Origin of the sequence: Nonomuraea sp. 3N208 (assembly GCF_052245935.1) — a bacterium.
In the GTDB taxonomy this organism is placed as follows: domain Bacteria; phylum Actinomycetota; class Actinomycetes; order Streptosporangiales; family Streptosporangiaceae; genus Nonomuraea.
Window position 1 is genome coordinate 249,456 of record NZ_JBQQBR010000005.1, and the last position, 16,490, is coordinate 265,945.

Sequence of the window (16,490 nt, forward strand, 5' to 3'; positions counted from 1 at the left end):
CCTGGGCGGCCGCCGAATCAGTGAAGTCGCCGGTCCTTCAGGCGGGGCGTTCGGCGAGGACCAGCCGCATGAGTTCGGCTCGCGAGGTGATGTCGGCCTTCTGGAAGACCTTGCGCAGGTGGTAGTCCACGGTCCGCGGGCTGAGGAACAGCTGCGCGGCGATCTCCCGGTTGGTCAGCCCTTCGCCGACGGCCAGCGTGATGCGTAGCTCCTGCGGGGTCAGCGTGCTCAGCACGCCAGCCTCCGGGGTACGCGCCGACTCCCCGGTGGCGCGCAGTTCGCCCAGCGCCCGATCGGCCCAGGCGAGTGCGCCGATGCGGCGGAAGTCGTCCGCGGCGCCGCGCAGGTGCCGCTGAGCCTCCGAGCGCCGCCGGTCACGCCGGAGGTGCTCGCCCAGCAGCAGTTCGGTACGCGCGTGCTCCAGCGGAGCGTCGGACCTGGCGTGCAGGCGCAGGCTTTCCGCGTAGTGGACCTCGGCACTGCCATCGGCGCAGACCAGCGCCCGGCAGCGGGCCGTGAGCGCGGCCGGCTCCAGTGCGGCGGTGTGCTCGGTCCACCGGGCGTAGCGGGCCGTGGCCGCGGCGGCCAGGTCGCGCTCGCCGGCGCGGACCAGGGCCTCGACGAGGTCGGGGACGACGGCCATGGCCAGGTCCGAGGGTACGTCGGCGTCCCAGCCGCCGACCGCCTCGAAGTGCCGTGCGGCTTCGCGGTGCCGGCCCGCGACCAGGTCGATGAGCCCGAGCGCCCGCCTGGCGTAGGACATGGCGTCGGCCAGGTTGCGGCCGCTCGCCTCGGCCAGCACGTCGGTGGCCAGCTCGGCGGCTTCCGGCCGGCCTCGGATGGCCGTGCACAAGGCCAGCAGCCCTTGGTGGCGGCAGGCCGTGTTCGGCTGGCCGACCTCGGCGGCGAACTGGCGGCCTTCCTCGGCGTAGGCCTCGGCGAGCCCGTACCTGCCGCGGGCGATCTCGTCGGCGGACTGGTACTCGAGATTCCAGGCGAGCGCACCGAGTGATCCGTTGGTGCGCGCCAGCTGCCCGGCCTTGCGATGCAGGCGCCTGCTCAGCTCGTAGTCGCCGAGCTGGCGAGCGATCCCCCCGGCCAGGGTCATCGTGACGGGATCGGTGAGTGACTCGGCCGTAGCCCAGTCTCGCGGTCCTGGATCGCGGCCGCCGCGGGCCAGGCAGGCGCTGCGCAGCAGCCGCAGCACCGCGTCCCTCGGGTCGTCGGGCGTCAGCGTGATCCCGTCGAGCCAGCCGGCGAGATCGGCCCACGCCTGCGGCCGGTTGACGCGCAGACCGAGGTCGGCGTACATCGCGACGGTCGGGGTGAAAAGGCGCCGGTCGATCCGCAGCGCCCGCGGGATCCACGGCTTGATGAGGTCCATCGCGTCCTCAGGCGAGCCGGCGAACTCGGCTACGGTGGCGCGGATCGCGGCCAGGGCGATCCGGTCCGCCTCCTCCAGGTGGGGCTCGCGCTCGGCGCGGTCGAGCAGTTCCACGGCCACGGCGGTGAATCCCCCTCCGATGGCGGCGAGCGCGGCGTTCCACAACCGCCGTCCCCGGCGCGAACCGTCGGCTGTGAGCTCGGCCGCCCGGGACAGCGCGGCCATGGCCGCGGCGGGGCCGCCGCGCAGGGCCGCCTGCTCGGCGGAGCGCTCGAGTTGCTCGGCGGCCTGCTCGTCGTGGCCGACGGCGGCCTGCCCGAGGTGCCAGGCACGCCGGTGCTGGTCGGCCGGGGTGTCGAAGGCGGAGGCGAGGGCACGATGGAGCGCGGCCCGCCGGTCGGCCGAGGCGCTGTGGTAGACCGCCGACCGGATCAGCGGGTGCCGGAACACCAGCCGAGCTCCGTCGTACGTCAGCAGCTCGTCGAGCTCGGCGCGGTGCAGCGGGTCGGCGCCGATCCGCAGCGAGGCGGCCGCCTTCTCGATGGTCGCGACGCTGCCCGAGCCGTCGGCGGCGATCAACTGGAGCAGCGGCAACGATCCGGCGTGCCCGGCCCGGATCTTGGTCAGGAACGAACGCTGCAACTCGTCGGTCAGGGCGGGCGGCTCCTGCGTGCCCTCCGGTGGCATCTCCTTTCCTGCCAGCTCCAGCAGGGCAAGAGGGTTGCCGCCGGTGGCGGCCAGCAGGTGGGTCTGCTCGCCGTCGGTCAGCCGCCGCCCGCCGGCGCGCTCGGCGAGCATTGCCCTGGCCGCGTCCGGGTTGAGGCCCATGAGCGGGACACGGCGCAGGTGGGGCAGGTCAGTGGCGTGGCCCTCGTCGGCACGCGCGGCCAGCGCGAGCACGATGGGCTCGTTGTCCAGCCGGCGCGCGACGAACGCCAGGGTCTTCAGCGTCGGCTGATCCGCCCAGTGCGCGTCGTCGACCACGCACAACACCGGCTGCTCGCCGGCCAGCAGGGACAGCAGCGACAGGGTCGACAGCGCCACCAGGAACGCGTCGGGTGGTGCGCCGTGCGCGCGCCCGAACAGGATGTGCAGGGCCTGCGCCTGCGGACCAGGCAACTCGTCGACCGACCCGAGCACGGGGAACAGGAGCTGGTGCAAGATCGCGTAGGCGAGATCGGCTTCCGGCTCGACGCCGACCGCGCGAAGCACCTGGAAGCCGGCGGCCTGCTCCGCCGCGTACGACAGCAGTGCGGTCTTGCCGATGCCCGGCTCACCGTGTAGGACGACCCCGCCGCCGTGCCCCTCGGCGGCGTGCCGCAGTAACGACTCGAGCAGCTCCGCCTCGGAGTCTCTCCCCAGCACACGCCGAGCATAGAAAGCTGCCGCACCGGTGACAACGCGCGCGGAATCCCCGAAGACCGGCGACTTCACTGATGCGGCCCGCGCGACCTGGCCTCTAACGTCGACCGCGTTCACAGGAACACCCACAAAGTGCGAGGCCATCATGACGCTCGGAGCATTGAGCGGTCGCACCGCCATTGTCACCGGCGCCGGCAGCGGCATCGGCGCCGCGGTTTCCTCGGCCCTGAGCAGGGCCGGCGCCAGCGTGGTCCTCGCCGCCCGCGACGGTCAGGCTCTCCGGGAGCTGGCCGCGGACCTCGGCTCGGCGGGGGGCCACGCGGTCGCCGTCCCGGCGGATCTCGCCAATCCGGTGTCGGTGCGGCGGCTGGTCGAGCAGACGCTGGGCGCGTTCGGCCGGCTCGACGCCGCGTTCAACCACGGCGAGGTGGGCGAGGTGGCGCTGGCGATGAAGTACGAGATCCCGTCGATGCGGTACGGGGGCTGCATCGTCAACCTGGCGGCGACCGCCGGCGCGTACGCCGCGGTGGCCGAGCTGACCCGCAGGGTGGCGCTGGACGTCGCCTGCTCTGGCGTGCGGATCGACGCCGTGGCCGCAGGCAGCGAGGAGGATGTCGCCACCGCCGTCTTGTGGCGGATCGCTCGTCAGGTGCCCATCGGGCGGTAGCGGCCGCGGAGCCGTACCAAGGGCTGGAGGGCCGGGTTGACGTAGGAGACGGCCATGACGGCGGCGATGAAGAGCGTGTGGTCGCCGGCCGCGACCACCTTCGTGGTCTCGGCCTCAAGGGCGGCCACCCCGCCCTCCACCACCAGCGCCTCCGTGTGGGCCCCGCGGTGGTGGGGGATGCCGGCCACCAGGAGTCGGGCGCTGGGGCGGCCGGGGGTGGCGAAGCGGCTGGCGATGGCGGCCTGCCCGGAGGACAGCAGGGTGGCGGCCCATCGGTCCTGCCGCAGCAGGACCTCGTTCAGGTAGCCGCGGCTGGCCAGGCTGACCAGCACCAGCGGGGGTTCCAGCGAGACGGACATCAACGCCGACACCGTGGTGCCGAGGTCGTCACGCCCGTCGCGGACGGTCACCACCGAAACCCCCGCCGCGAGCTGCGCCATCGCCTCCGTGAACTCGCTCACCGCGAGGTCCTCCCAGAGGCCCTCGCGGAAGCGGAACGCCTCAGGCGAGGCCGTTCGAAGTCAGCCATTCCTTGGCCACCGTGGCGGGCTCGTCCTTGTTGACGGAGATCTTCTGCATCATGTCGAGCAGGGACTCGGTGGTGAGCTTAGCCGAGATGGAGTTCAGCGTGGTCCTGATCGTGTCGGTGGCGCCGGCCTTGTAGAGCAGCGGGGTCACGTTCTGGGCGGGGAAGACGTTCTTGGGGTCCTGCAGCGCCACCAGGTTGTTGGCGGTCATCTTGGGGTCGGTGGTGAAGACGTTGCCGGCCTGGATCGAGCCGTCCTTGAGGGCGTCGGCGGTAGTGGGGCCGGTGGGCTTCCACTCCTTGAACTCGATTCCGTAGACCTCCTTGAACCGGGCCTCCCACCGCTTCTTGAACTCGGGCGGGCCGCCGACGGTCATGTTCTTGGAGACCTTGGCCAGGTCCTCCATGGTGTTGAGCGATTGCTTGGTCTGGGTGTCCTTGGTGACGGACAGGCTGTCCTTGTCCTCGGCCGGCGAGGAGTCGAGCACCTCCAGCTCGGCAGGCAGCTTCTCCTTCAGCGCGGCGTTGACCTCGTCCGTGGTCGCGGCCGTGTTCTGCAGGTCGATGAAGGCGAGCAGGTTGCCGTTGTACTCGGGCACGATGGTCAGCCCGCCGCTCTTGACCTGGTCGTACACCGCCTCGCGACTGCCGATGCGCGGCTTCTCCTCGACCTGGACGCCCTTGGCCTCCAGGGCCTGGGCGTAGATCGACCCGAGCAGCACGCTCTCGTCGAAGTCGAACGATCCAATGACGGCCTTGCCACCCCCGCCTGAGGCCGAGCCGCTGGGAGCCGCGCTCGAGGTGTCGAGCGGGTTGCCCCCGGTGCCGGTGCTTCCGCTGCCACCGCAGGCGGCCAGCGCGAGCATCGCCGAAATCAGCACCCCCGCGATGCCGTACATGCGTCTCATCTTGCTTTTCCCTTCTAAGCGGGAGGTAATATAGGGAGACTATCGAACCTAAAGTCGCTGGCTCACTCCAGGCGAGACCGTCACTCTCTGGGCGAGCGTGAACAGGATCTGCACCACGAGCGCAAACAGCACAATCAGTACTGAACCGCCGACGACGCTCGCGTAATCCTTTGTCGCGAATCCGTCGATCACGTACCGCCCGAGGCCGCCCAGCCCCGTGTACGCGGCGACCGTGGTGGTGGCCACGACCTGGATCGCGGAGAGCCGGCAGCCCAGCAGGATCAGCGGCAGCGCGACCGGCACCAGCACCCGCAGGAGCACCTGGCCGCCGCGCAGCCCCATGCCGTACGCCGCGTCCCGCAGCTCGGGGTCGACCCCCTTGATGCCCTCGAAGGTGTTCACCAGGATCGGCGGCACCGACAGCAACACCAGCGGAATGATCACCGGCCAGATCGAGGCCGCGCCGAGCAGCAGCACGAACAACACCAGCAGGCCCAGCGTGGGCAGCGCCCTGGCCAGGTTCGCCGAGACGACCACGAGCACCTCGCCCCGGCCGGTGTGGCCGATCAGCAGGCCGAGCGGCACCGCGATCAGCGCCGCCAGGACCAGGGCGAGAGCCGAGAACTCCAGGTGCTCCAGCAGCCGCATGGGGATGCCGCCGGACCCCGACCAGTTCTCCGGGGTCCCGAAGAACTCCGCCAGCCAGGAGAAGAAGGCGCTCAGCCAGCCCATGACGTGACCTCCCCTCCGAAGCCCAGGCTCACGACCCCTGCCCCTTCCGTGCCCGCACCCATGGGGTGAGCAGCCGCTGCGCCATCACGATGAGCCCGTCGGCGATCAGCGCCAGCGCCACGATCAGCACGATGCCGACGATGACCGGCGGCATGAACGGATTCTGGTACGCCCGCGTGAACAGCCCGCCGAGCCCGCCCTGCCCGATCAACGCGCCCACGCTGACCAGGCTGATGCTGGAGACCGCGACCACCCGCAGCCCGGCCAGCACCACCGGCACCGCGATCGGCAGCTCGACCAGCAGCAGGCGGCGCAGCGGCGTGAACCCCATCGCGACCGCCGACTGGCGTACGTGGTCGGGCACCGAGCCCAGCCCGTCCACCACGGCCGGGATCAGCACGGCCATGCCGTAGAAGGTCAGCGGGATGATCACCGTGGTCTGCGACAACCCGGTCACCGAGATCAGCAACATGAAGACCGGCAGCGAAGGCAGCGCGTAGACGACGTTCATGAGCCCTGAGGTGGGCTGGTAGAGCCAGCGCCAGCGCACGCAGGCCAGCCCGAGCGGCAGCGCCACGACCAGCGCGACCAGGATCGGCACGAGCGACATGGTCAGGTGGTCGGTGAGCAGGTTCCTGATGCTGTCGACCCGCCCGGTGTCCCAGTTGCGGGCGATCCACTCCCAGATGGAGGGAGGACCGTCACCCATCTGCCGCCTCCGCCAGCGCCTGGTCGAGCGTCTCCCTGGCGGCCACGCCGACGACCTTGCCCTGCTCGTCCACGGCCACGGCGCAGCCGGACGGCGACAGCAGCGCCGCGTCGAGCGCTGAGCGCATCGAGTCACGGCCCGGCACGAACGTCCCGTACGGCTCCAGCTCCCCGGGCCGCGCCCCGGAGACCCAGCCGACCGGCCGCCCCTCGGCGTCCACCACCAGCAGCCAGGGCTCGGAGGTGCCGCGCTCGGCACCCTCCTCGACGGTCAGGTCGGTACGCAGCCGCAGCCCGGCGGTGGAGATGAACTGCAGCCGCCTGATGCCCCTGTCGTGCCCGAGGAACTCGCGCACGAAGTCGTCGGCCGGCTCCGACAGCAAGGTCTTCGGATCGGCTAGCTGCGCCAGCGTGCCGCCCACCCGCAGCACGGCCACGCGGTCGCCGAGCTTGATCGCCTCGTCGATGTCGTGTGTGACGAAGACGATGGTCTTGTTGAGCTCTGCCTGGAGCCTGAGCAACTCGTCCTGGAGGCTCGTGCGCACGATCGGGTCCACGGCGCTGAACGGCTCGTCCATGAGCAGCACGGGCGGGTCGGCGGCCAGCGCCCTGGCCACGCCCACGCGCTGCTGCTGCCCGCCGGACAGCTGGAACGGGTAACGCCCGGCCAGCGCCGGGTCGAGGCCGACACGTTCCAGCAGCTCCATGGCCCGCGCGCGGGCCTTCTTCTTGTCCCAGCCGAGCAGGTAGGGGACGGTGGCGATGTTGTCGACGATCTTCCGGTGCGGGAACAGCCCTGCCTGCTGGATGACGTACCCGATGCCGCGCCGCAGCGTCGGCGGGTCGATGCCCTGCACCGGCTCGCCGTCGAGGAGGATTCGGCCTTCGGAGGCGTCGATCATGCGGTTGATCATCCGAAGGGACGTCGTCTTCCCACAGCCGGAGGGGCCGACGAGCACCGTGATCTCGCCGGTGGGCGCCTCGAGGTTGAGGCGGTCCACGGCGACCGTGCCGTCCGGGTAGCGTTTGGTGACAGCGTCGAATGTGATCACGCGTGACCTCTCGCTCTGGGCAGGGCCGCGACCCCCCTGCCACGACCGCCGCATGATCTCTCGGACCCACAGACTACGGTGATCCAGCCCGCTCTGTCCCCTTGGGCCTGGCTTAAGCGTTTCACTGACCAGGCATATTTACTTAAATCTGGATCTGGTAGTGCGCCGAACCTGTCTGTGTTGGCATGATTACCTCCACAATCACCTGACGCGCACCCCTCACCACCACCCTCAGCGTCCGCACAGAGCAAGAGGATCCGGCCCCGTGTCCCAGCCGCTCACCGATCAGCGCCCACGCGCACAACAGATCGCAGAGCTCTACGACCGTCATGCCGCCGGGCTGTTCGCGTACTGCGCTGACCAGCTCGGCGACCTCGGCTCCGCGTCCGACGTCCTGATGTCGGTGCTCTCCGGCGTCCCCGCCGCGGAACCGCCCCGTGCCGCTCTCTACGCCTTCGCTCGCCGCCAGATCCACCGGCGGGACGTCGTCTACGCGCCGCCCATGGTGGACCCGCTCATCGATCCCGCCACGTCCCTCGTCGAGCGGAGCCTGCGAGAGCTGCGCCCGCACCAGCGGGAGGTTCTGGTGCTCTGCGCGGTCTGCGGTCTGAGCAAGGCCGAGCTGGCCTGGGTGCTCGACGTCGCGCCCGACACGGCCGAGGAGCTGGCCGTGGGGGCGGGGCATCGGTTCCGGCAGGCCCTGGGGGCGGCGCTAGCCTCCACCGGGGTTCGCGTGCCCAAGCCGATCGCCGACATCTACGGCGCGCTGGGGGTCGCGCCGCTACGGGACGTGCTCGGCCGCCTGCCGTGGCCGCAGCCGCCCGGGGCGCTGCGCATCCACTTCGCCGGCTCGCGTACGGCCACGCCCGCGCCGCTGTTCGTGAAGCCGCGCTGGCCCAGTCCGCCGATGTGGCCGCAGCCGCTGTCCGACGCCGACCCGGCCACCAGCACGCTGATCTTCCCCAAGGAGCTGCTGACGCCGCCGTCCCAGGCCTCCCACCACGAGGCGACCACGGCCCCAATGCCCAAGGTCCGCGACCCGCTGGGCCCACCGCGCAGCCTCGCCCGCCCGCTCAGGGACCCGCTGGGCCCGCCGCTCGGCCTTGCCCGCCCGCTCAGGGACCCGCTAGGCGCCTTGAACTCCCCCCGTACTTTCGATGAGCGGCCGTTCTTCATGGCGGCGCCGGCGGACGGGGCGGAGCCGTTCGCCACGGGGGACGTGCTCTTGCCGAAGAACTCGCCGGAGCCGTTCGCGACGGGCGACGTACTGCTGCCCAGCGAGACGCCGCCCCAGCCGCCGTTCGAGGCGGGCGACCTGCTGGCGCAAGGCGGCGAGTCGCGCCACGACCTGCCGTCGTCCGGCCGCGACCCGTTGCCGTCCAGGAGCGAGGGACGCAGGGAACTACGCAGGCCCAGGCCGGTGCGGCGACCGCAGCCGTCCCCGGCCGAGGACGTGCTGGTGCACAAGGGCCCGGCCCGTCCGCTCCAGCAGGAGTCCGAGGACCTGGTGCGCGACACGGCCCCGCTGTTCAAGCCGCGTCCCAAGCCCGCGGAGCCGGTCTACCGGATGCCGCTGCCCTGGGAGGACGCGCCGGCCGAGGAACCGAGGGAGTCCCTGCTCGCCCCGCATCCGGTCCGGGCCAGGCCCGTCCCCAAGCGCCGCCCGGACAAACCCCGGCCGGAGAAGGCACGCCGCCGCGGGGAGCGCCACTACGACTGGGCCTGGGAGCTGATCGGCTTCCTGATCTGCGTGGCGATCGCGATGATCGTGTTCTTCTCCGTGCCGATGTTCGTCAACCCCTAAGGCTGCTCGACCGCCGTCAGGTCGAGTGTGCTCAAGCGGTCCACGTCGGCGAGGATGTCCATGGCCACCACCTTGCCGCCGGCGATGGTGAACGCCCCGACCGCCATCACCTTGCCGCCGACCGCGCTGATCAGGCCGGGGGCGCCGTTGACGAGGACCGGCTGGGCGACCTGGGCGAGCCGCTGGAACATGAGCGCCTGCTTGGCCACCGTCAGGGCCCCGCGCAGCTCCAGCCAGCGGCCGGTCGCCAGGGCGCCCTGGTCCACGCGCAGGACGATGTCCGGATCCAGCACCGCGACCAGGGCATCGAAGTCACCGGCGCGCGAGGCCGCCATGAAGGCGTCCACGACCTCGCGCTGCCGCGACAGGTCGGGGTCCGGCTCCGCCGTCACACCGCGTACCCGGCGGCGGGCGCGGCTGGCGAGCTGACGCGCCGCGGCCGGCGTGCGGTCCACGATCGGGGCGATCTCGTCGAAGGGCACGGCGAACATGTCGTGCAGCACGAACGCCAGCCGCTCCGCCGGTTCCAGCGTCTGGAGCACCACGAGCAGCGCCAGCCCCACGGAGTCGGACAAGAGCGCCTCGTGCTCAGGGTCGACCCCGTCCACGGTGCTCACCACCGGGTCCGGCATCCGCATCTCCAGGGGCTCCTCACCGCGCGTGCGGCGAGCACGCAGCATGTTGAGGCAGACGCGGCCCACGACCGTGGTCAGCCACCCGCCCATGTTCTGCACGTCGCTGGTGTCAGTGCGGCTGAACCGCAGCCAGGCCTCCTGCACCGCGTCATCGGCCTCGCTCAGCGAGCCGAGCATCCGGTACGCCACCGCCCGCAGATGATCGCGGTGCGCCTCGAAGACGCCGGTCACCATATCTTTGTCATCCATCGGTCACATTCTCTCTCGCTGTCGCACCAAAGCGGTGACCGACCGAATCACGAAGCACTGACCTTCGCCGGCCCTCGGACCTCACTCTCCACCAAAGTGCGCAGGCGGCGCAGGAGCAGCCGCGGTGACGTGCGGAAACAGGGCTAGCCGGCCGAGAGGATCAGTCCGCTCGTCGGCACGCCGGTCCCGGCCGTGACCAGGACGTGGGCGACATCAGGCAGCTGGTTGGCGGCGGTGCCGCGAATCTGGCGCACCGCCTCGGCGATGCCGTTCATGCCATGGATGTACGCCTCCCCGAGCTGCCCGCCGTGCGGGTTGACCGGGAGCCGGCCGTCCAGCTCGATCCCGCCGTCCTTGAGCAGCTCCGGCGCCTCGCCCCGGCCGCAGAACCCCAACTCCTCCAGCTGAGCCAGGACGAATGGGGTGAAGTGGTCATAGAGGATGGCGGTCTGGATGTCCCGTGGCGACAACCCGGACATCTCCCAGAGCCGGCGGCCGACGACGGACATTTCCGGCAGGCCGCTCATGTCATCGCGATAGTAACTGGTCATCATCATCTGGCCGGCTCCGGAGCCCTGCGCGGCGGCCGTGATCATCGCCGGGGACCTGCGCAGGTCCCGGGCCCCCTCGGCCGAGGTCACGACCAGGGCAACCGCGCCGTCGCTCTCCTGGCAGCAGTCGAGCAGGTGCAGCGGCTCCACGATCCACCTGGACGCCTGGTGCTCCTCCAGCGTGATGGGGCGCTGGTAGAACCAGGCGGCCGGGTTGGTGGCCGCGTGTCTGCGCATGGCCACGGCCACCCGGCCGAAGTCCTCCGACGTCGCCTGATACGTATGCATGTAACGGCGCGCGAACATCGCCACCCAGGCCGCCGGGGTCATCAAGCCGAACGGCACGTGCCAGCTCATCTCCAGACCCTGGGAGGTCGGCTCGCCGGTCAGGCGGGCGTTCGGCTGGCCGAAGCGACGGCCGGAGCGCTCGTTGAACGCCCGGTAGCAGACCACCGTACGCGCCGTCCCCGTGGCCACGGCCATGGCGGCGTGCGCCACGGTGCCGCAGGCCGCGCCGCCGCCGTACTCGACGCGGGAGAAGAAGGTCAGGTCGCCGATCCCCGCCTCCCTGGCGACGGCGATCTCCTGGTTGGAGTCCTGGCTGTAGGTCACCATGCCGTCCACGTCGCCCGGCGACAGTCCGGCGTCGTCCAGGGCCGACAACACGGCCTCGGTGGCCAGCCGCAGCTCGGAACGCCCGGACTTCTTGCTGAACTCGGTGGCGCCGATGCCGGCGATGGCGGTGCGTCCGCTCAACAACGTGCGTTCTCCTCGGGGAGCATGAGGGTGACCGTGCCGGTGGCGTGGTCGCCGAGGCTGACCTTGCCGCGTACCTCCACCGTGACCTGGCCGTCCTCGCGCGACACGACGGTCCCGTTGAAGCTCAGGCGATCCCCCGCGTACGCCGGGACGCCCAGCTTGACGTTGATGCGCTTGATGACGGCCTCGGGGCCCGCCCAGTCGGTGACGTAGCGCTCGACCAGGCCCATGGTGGTCAGGATGTTGAGGAAGATGTCCTTCGAGCCCTGGGCCTGGGCGAGCTGGATGTCGTGGTGCACGGGCGTGAAGTCCATGGTGGCCAGGGCCGTGGAGACGACCACGGTCGGCGTGAGGTCGATGGACAACTCCGGCAGCACCGCGCCCAGCTCTTCGGCGCCCAACTCTTCAGGGCCCATCTCTTTGGGGCCGATCTCGGTCATGGCTCCCCCGGTGTCCACATCGGCAGGACGAGCTCGTCGTCCATCGGGCGATACGTCACGCGCAATGACATGCCGATCCGCACCTCCTCGGGCGGGCAGTCCACGACGTTCCCGACGATGCGTACGCCCTCCGGCAGCTCCACCACGCCCACCACGAACGGGGTCTCGCGGCCCGGCACCGGAGGGTGGTGGTGCACGACGTAGCTGTAGAGGGTCCCCGCGCCGCTCGCGACCGTGTACGAGCGGCCGGCCGAGCGGCAGTGAGGGCACAGCGGACCCGGGGGGTGGCGCAGCAGGCTACAGTCGGCGCAGCTCTGGATGCGCAGTTCGCCCTTCTTCACGCCTTCCCAGAAGAACGCCGTGTCCTGGTTGATCGCGGGCTGGAGCGGATAGGGCTCCTTGGACGCTTTGGCGGCGGGCGGGCGAAATTTCAGGACACGGAAGAGCATTTCCGCCACCGGCACGTCGTCGTCCGCGTACCAGGTGACGTTCCAGGTGGCGAAGTACCCCACGCCCAGGGCGGTCTTCTTGGGTCCCGCCAGGCCCGCGAACCTGGTCGCGGGGGTGAGGCGCTCGCCCAGGCGGGCATAGCGGTGGTAGGTCTGCTCGCAGTTGGTCGCCACCACGCCCGTGTAGCCGCTGGCGTTCAACGCGCCCATCATGTCGTCCACCGGCGAGCGGTCCTTGGCCCCAGCGCGCAGCCCCTGCATGGTCCACACCTGGGCCATGGCGGGCGGGGCGACGCCCTTGTCCAGGTAGGCCGGGTTCTCGTCGCCCATGGCGGCCAGCCAGTGCCTGATCATGGGAGTGTTCACCGGGTCGGGCGCCGGGGAGCCGCGTACCTCCCCCAACGCCGCCTGCTTGTCGGCGAGGTCGTGCAGCTCCTCATCCGTCATCGGCCCCGCTGTCTCCTTGGTCATCGCGGCGGCCTCGGCAGGCCCAGGCCGAGCATCGCGATCAGCTCACGCTGCACCTCGTTGACCCCGCCGCCGAACGTCAGCACCACGGCGCCCTTCACGCCGTGGTCGTTGCGTTCGAGCAGCTCGGCCGTCTCCGGGTCACCCGGGTCGCCGTACCTGGCCAGGACGTCGCCGATGATCCGGCCGACCTCCTGCATACGCTCGGATCCGTAGATCTTGGTGGCCGACGCGTCTGGGGCGCCCAGCCAGCCGAGGTCCATGTTCGCGGCCACCTGCCAGTTGAGCAGTTCGTTGGTCCGTAACGCCGCCCAGACCCTGGCCAGCGCGCGCCGCACGTCCGGGTTGTGCACCAGGCCGGTGCGCCTGGCCCAGGCGAGGAAGCGGTCGTAGGCCTGGCCGATGTTCCCGGCGGGGCCGAGCGTGACTCGTTCGTGGTTGAGCTGGTTGACGATCAGGTCCCAGCCCCGGTCCACCTCGCCGACCACCATGTTCACCGGCACGCGGACGTCGCTGTAGTAGGTGGCATTGGTGTGGTGACGGCCGTCCATGGTCACGATCGGGGTCCACGAGAAGCCGGGGTCGTCCGTGGAGGCGATCATCATGGTGATGCCTTTGTGCTTCTTGGCCTCGGGGTTCGTGCGAGCGGCCAGCCAGATGTACTGGGCGTAGTGCGCGCCGCTGGTGAAGATCTTCTGGCCGTTGACGAGGTAGTGGTCGCCGTCGAGCACCGCCGTGGTCCGCAGGGACGCCAGGTCGGTGCCGGCCTCGGGCTCGCTGTAGCCGATGGCGAAGTGGCATTCGCCGGCGAGAATGCGCGGCAGGAAGAGCTCCTTCTGCTCCTGGGTCCCGTACTGCATGAGCGTGGGGCCGACGGTCTGCACCGTGATGATCGGATACGGGACGCCTGCCCGGGCGATCTCGTTGGCGAAGATCTGCTGTTCCAGCGGGCCGTAACCACTGCCGCCGTACTGCTTGGGCCAGCCGAGGCCGAGCTTGCCGTCGCGACCCAGGCGGCGGCAATGCTCCATGTACGCCCCGCCGAACGGGTCCTCGGCGATCTTCCTGCGGTCCTCGTCGGTGAGACACCCCTGGAAGTACGCGCGCAGCTCGTCGCGGAGCCTGCGTTGCTCGGGGGTCAGGTCGATCAGCATCAGACGAGCGCTCCGATCAGATCCAGCTGGGCGTCGGCGCCGCCGAGCAGGTGGGACAGGTGCTTGGCCTGGGCGAAATAGCGGTGCAGCGGGTACGTCACGTCGAGCCCGAGGCCGCCGTGCAGGTGCTGGCAGGTGTAGAGAGCCTTGACGGCCTCACTGACGTGGTACGCGGCCAGCGCCAGGTCCTGCTCGGCCGGCAGGCCCGCGCCCAGCCGCCAGACCGCCGACCACATCGCCACGTCCAGCGCCCGGCCCGCGACGTAGACGTCGGCGATCTGCATGGTCACGGCCTGGAACTCGGCCAGCGCCCGGCCGAACTGCCTCCTGCTCTTGATGTAGGAGGTGGTCAACTCCAGCGCTCCGGCCAGCACACCACTGGCCTGGGCGGCGACCGCGGCGGTGAACAGCTGCCTGGCGCCTGCCACCGCCTCGGCCCCCGCCACCCGCTCGCCCGGGGTGGCGTCGAGCACGATCGTGGCGGCGGGCTCACCCGTGGACGTGAACTCCGCCGTCGTCGCCGGTCCCTCGACCAGGAACAGGCCCTCGTCGGCGGTGACCAGCACCGCTGAAGCGGGGTAGAGCACGGAGACCTTGCGCCCGGTTAGCGCCCAGCCACCGCTCGACGACCGCGCGGCCGTCGAAGGCGGCCCGGCCAGGGCACGGCCCGGCTCCCGCAGCGCGAGCGTGATCCGGCCATGACGCCGTTGGTGGGCAGGCGTGCCATAGCGGGCCAGCGCAAGCGTGCCTGCCAGCGTCGGAAGCGCGGCAACGGAGGCCGCCCGAGCCCCGACCTCCCGCAGCACCACGGCCATCTCCACCGGCCCGAGCCCGGCGCCGCCCGCCTCCTCCGGCACGCACACGCTCATCAGCCCGGCCTGCCACAGCCGCTCCTCATCCCCTTCCCTGGCGAGGACCTCGGTGGCCAGCTTCTTCAAGTCCTGCTGGGTTTCGTCCAGGTTGAAATCCACTACGTCTCCAAGAGGTGTTGCCTGCCATGCCGTACGAACTCCTCCTCGATGCCCTTGGCGTCCGCCTCGGTCAGCGGCCGGAGCCCGGCAGGCGTACGCCACCAGACCGGGTCACCGGTACGCCAGCCCTCTCGGGCGAGAACCCGCTTGACGACCTTGTGGGAGGGCGTCTGGGGCAGCTGATCAGAAACGCGGATATAGCAGGGTAAGGACTTGGCGCCCAGATCGCGCCGGGAGGCGAGGAACGCGGTGAACGCCTCCGGGTCGAAGCCCCTCTCCAGCACGAGCGCCGCCATGACCTGGTCACCCGCCGCCGCATCGGGCACCGGGTACACGGCCGCCTCGACCACCCCGGCGAACTCCCGCAACGCGGCCTCGATGGGTGCGACGGCCAAGTTCTCGCCGTCCACGCGCAGCCGCTCGGTGCCGCGCCCGGCGAAGAACACGTACCCGTCCGCGTCCATGTACGCCAGGTCGCCCGACCAGAACGCGCCGTCCTTGACCCGCTCGGCGTCGGCGTCCGGGTCGTTGTAGTAGCCCTCGAACAGCCCCAGCCCGGCCGTGTTGACCAGCTCACCGACGGCCTCGTCCGGGTTGAGCAGGCGGCCGTCCTCGACGCGGCCGGGCGGGCAGGGCCGCCCGGTAAAGAGGTCGAGTATCGCGACGCCTTCGGGCAACCTGCCGAGGCAGCCGGGCGGACCGGAGGGGTCGGGGCTGAGCGAAATGGCCGTCTCAGTGGAGCCGAAGGCGTCGATCACATGACACCCGAACCGCTCCCCGAACCGCCTGATCGCGACCGCGCTCCCTTCGTTCCCGAACGCGAGCTTGAGCGGATTGCCGGCGTCGTCCGGGCGCTCGGGTGTGGCCAGGACGTAGGAGAGCGCCTTGCCGACGTAGTGCAGGTACGTGGCCCCGTACCGCCGCACGTCGGGCAGCAGCCCTGAGGCCGAGAACCGTCGCCGCAGCACCAGCCCGGCGCCCGACGCGACGGCGGGGGCGTAGGCGGCCATCAAGGCGCCGGAGTGGAACAGCGGCATCGAACAGTAGACGACGTCCTCGGCCGTGAGCAGCGCCCCGAGGCTCGTCCCCGGCACGGCGATCTTCCGCTGTGTGATCCGGACAGCACGCGGGCGGCCTGAGGTGCCGGAGGTGAAGATCAGCATCACCAGGTCCCCAGGAGCGGGCACCGGGCCAGTTCCGGAAGCGGCATCCGCGAGCACCGGACCAGTCCCGGAAGTGCCCTTCGCCGGCGACCCGACACCGGCCAAAGGCACGGACTCCACGCCGCTCAGCGCCTCGGACACCAGCCGGGCCGCCTCTTCATACGGGCCGTCCCACAGGAGCAGCTCGACGTCGGTCGTGCGGGCATCTCGAATCAGCTCGTCAGGCGACCGCGTGGGATTCAACGCCACGACCACGTGGCCGTCCAGCGCCGCCCCGCCCAGCAGGAAGACCAGCTCGGGAACGTTCTCACTCAGCACCCCCACGTGCAACCCCGTGCCGCGCCCGGACAACCAGGCCCCTGCCGCCCGGCAGGCGGCGACGTGCGCGCGCCACGACCACGCCGCGTCCTCGAACATCAGCCCAGGTCGATCGTCCTCGGCCCGTGCGAGAAGCAGGGCCGCGAGGGTGTTCGCGGTCATGCCGCCTCCACCAAGCGCTCGGTCAGCC

At 71.0% G+C, this 16,490-nt stretch carries 15 protein-coding genes; 2 read left to right on the top strand and 13 right to left on the bottom strand.

Annotated elements, in window-relative coordinates:
• Window positions 1-37 precede the first annotated feature (37 nt).
• Window positions 38-2,749, bottom strand: coding sequence for an AAA family ATPase (locus tag ACTWPT_RS09330; protein ID WP_443176864.1), 2,712 nt, complete (start codon window positions 2,747-2,749; stop codon window positions 38-40).
• 157 nt (window positions 2,750-2,906) lie between these two features.
• Between ACTWPT_RS09330 and ACTWPT_RS09335 the strand changes: the two genes are divergently transcribed.
• On the top strand, window positions 2,907-3,413 hold the full coding sequence (locus tag ACTWPT_RS09335) for an SDR family NAD(P)-dependent oxidoreductase (RefSeq protein ID WP_443176865.1): 507 nt from the start codon (window positions 2,907-2,909) through the stop codon (window positions 3,411-3,413).
• Here ACTWPT_RS09335 and ACTWPT_RS09340 read toward each other — a convergent pair.
• Genes ACTWPT_RS09340 through ACTWPT_RS09360 form a run of 5 tightly spaced genes read right to left on the bottom strand, consistent with a single transcriptional unit; the run spans window position 3,392 to window position 7,339 of the window.
• Window positions 3,392-3,874 (bottom strand): flavin reductase family protein, encoded by a 483-nt coding sequence (locus ACTWPT_RS09340; protein WP_443176866.1) that lies wholly within the window; start codon window positions 3,872-3,874, stop codon window positions 3,392-3,394. The two genes, ACTWPT_RS09335 and ACTWPT_RS09340, sit on opposite strands and share 22 nt — an antisense overlap.
• 40 nt (window positions 3,875-3,914) lie before the next feature.
• Entirely contained in the window at window positions 3,915-4,847 is a 933-nt protein-coding gene (locus ACTWPT_RS09345; protein WP_443176867.1) for an ABC transporter substrate-binding protein, read from the bottom strand.
• A gap of 48 nt (window positions 4,848-4,895) precedes the next feature.
• Window positions 4,896-5,579 carry an ABC transporter permease gene (locus ACTWPT_RS09350; protein ID WP_443176868.1) on the bottom strand — a complete coding sequence of 228 codons (684 nt, stop codon included), beginning with the start codon at window positions 5,577-5,579 and terminating at the stop codon, window positions 4,896-4,898.
• Window positions 5,580-5,607: 28 nt separating this feature from the next.
• Window positions 5,608-6,288: an ABC transporter permease gene (locus ACTWPT_RS09355; RefSeq protein WP_443176869.1), complete on the bottom strand. Its 681-nt coding sequence runs from the start codon at window positions 6,286-6,288 to the stop codon at window positions 5,608-5,610.
• On the bottom strand, window positions 6,281-7,339 hold the full coding sequence (locus ACTWPT_RS09360; RefSeq protein ID WP_443176870.1) for an ABC transporter ATP-binding protein: 1,059 nt from the start codon (window positions 7,337-7,339) through the stop codon (window positions 6,281-6,283). Before ACTWPT_RS09360 ends, ACTWPT_RS09355 begins: the two co-directional genes overlap by 8 nt.
• A 265-nt stretch (window positions 7,340-7,604) precedes the next feature.
• On the opposite strand from ACTWPT_RS09360, the gene ACTWPT_RS09365 reads away from it, so the two are divergent.
• Entirely contained in the window at window positions 7,605-9,143 is a 1,539-nt protein-coding gene (locus ACTWPT_RS09365; RefSeq protein WP_443176871.1) for a hypothetical protein, read from the top strand.
• On the opposite strand, the gene ACTWPT_RS09370 is transcribed toward ACTWPT_RS09365, so the two are convergent.
• From ACTWPT_RS09370 to ACTWPT_RS09400, 7 genes are all read right to left on the bottom strand, one after another.
• Window positions 9,140-10,027, bottom strand: coding sequence for a sigma-70 family RNA polymerase sigma factor (locus ACTWPT_RS09370; protein ID WP_443176872.1), 888 nt, complete (start codon window positions 10,025-10,027; stop codon window positions 9,140-9,142). The genes ACTWPT_RS09365 and ACTWPT_RS09370 overlap by 4 nt on opposite strands.
• A gap of 143 nt (window positions 10,028-10,170) precedes the next feature.
• Window positions 10,171-11,334 carry a lipid-transfer protein gene (locus ACTWPT_RS09375; RefSeq protein ID WP_443176873.1) on the bottom strand — a complete coding sequence of 388 codons (1,164 nt, stop codon included), beginning with the start codon at window positions 11,332-11,334 and terminating at the stop codon, window positions 10,171-10,173.
• Window positions 11,331-11,777 (bottom strand): MaoC family dehydratase, encoded by a 447-nt coding sequence (locus ACTWPT_RS09380; RefSeq protein ID WP_443176874.1) that lies wholly within the window; start codon window positions 11,775-11,777, stop codon window positions 11,331-11,333. Before ACTWPT_RS09380 ends, ACTWPT_RS09375 begins: the two co-directional genes overlap by 4 nt.
• Complete coding sequence (locus ACTWPT_RS09385) at window positions 11,774-12,673, bottom strand: bifunctional MaoC family dehydratase N-terminal/OB-fold nucleic acid binding domain-containing protein (RefSeq protein WP_443176875.1); 900 nt, start codon at window positions 12,671-12,673, stop codon at window positions 11,774-11,776. The genes ACTWPT_RS09380 and ACTWPT_RS09385 overlap by 4 nt, the downstream gene beginning before the upstream one ends.
• Window positions 12,674-12,693: 20 nt before the next feature.
• Window positions 12,694-13,848, bottom strand: coding sequence for an acyl-CoA dehydrogenase family protein (locus tag ACTWPT_RS09390; protein ID WP_443176876.1), 1,155 nt, complete (start codon window positions 13,846-13,848; stop codon window positions 12,694-12,696).
• Window positions 13,848-14,819, bottom strand: a complete 972-nt coding sequence (locus ACTWPT_RS09395; RefSeq protein ID WP_443176877.1) for an acyl-CoA dehydrogenase family protein — start codon at window positions 14,817-14,819, stop codon at window positions 13,848-13,850. The genes ACTWPT_RS09390 and ACTWPT_RS09395 overlap by 1 nt, the downstream gene beginning before the upstream one ends.
• Entirely contained in the window at window positions 14,819-16,462 is a 1,644-nt protein-coding gene (locus ACTWPT_RS09400) for an AMP-binding protein (RefSeq protein ID WP_443176878.1), read from the bottom strand. The genes ACTWPT_RS09395 and ACTWPT_RS09400 overlap by 1 nt, the downstream gene beginning before the upstream one ends.
• Window positions 16,463-16,490 lie beyond the last annotated feature (28 nt).

Excerpts from the sequence above, each read along its gene's own strand:
- ACTWPT_RS09345 (WP_443176867.1), bottom strand. The coding sequence starts at position 4,847 with ATGAGACGCATGTACGGCATCGCGGGGGTGCTGATTTCGGCGATGCTC.
- ACTWPT_RS09350 (WP_443176868.1), bottom strand. The coding sequence starts at position 5,579 with ATGGGCTGGCTGAGCGCCTTCTTCTCCTGGCTGGCGGAGTTCTTCGGG.
- ACTWPT_RS09355 (WP_443176869.1), bottom strand. The coding sequence starts at position 6,288 with ATGGGTGACGGTCCTCCCTCCATCTGGGAGTGGATCGCCCGCAACTGG.
- ACTWPT_RS09370 (WP_443176872.1), bottom strand. The coding sequence starts at position 10,027 with ATGGATGACAAAGATATGGTGACCGGCGTCTTCGAGGCGCACCGCGAT.
- ACTWPT_RS09380 (WP_443176874.1), bottom strand. The coding sequence starts at position 11,777 with ATGACCGAGATCGGCCCCAAAGAGATGGGCCCTGAAGAGTTGGGCGCC.
- ACTWPT_RS09385 (WP_443176875.1), bottom strand. The coding sequence starts at position 12,673 with ATGACGGATGAGGAGCTGCACGACCTCGCCGACAAGCAGGCGGCGTTG.
- ACTWPT_RS09390 (WP_443176876.1), bottom strand. The coding sequence starts at position 13,848 with ATGCTGATCGACCTGACCCCCGAGCAACGCAGGCTCCGCGACGAGCTG.
- ACTWPT_RS09400 (WP_443176878.1), bottom strand. The coding sequence starts at position 16,462 with ATGACCGCGAACACCCTCGCGGCCCTGCTTCTCGCACGGGCCGAGGAC.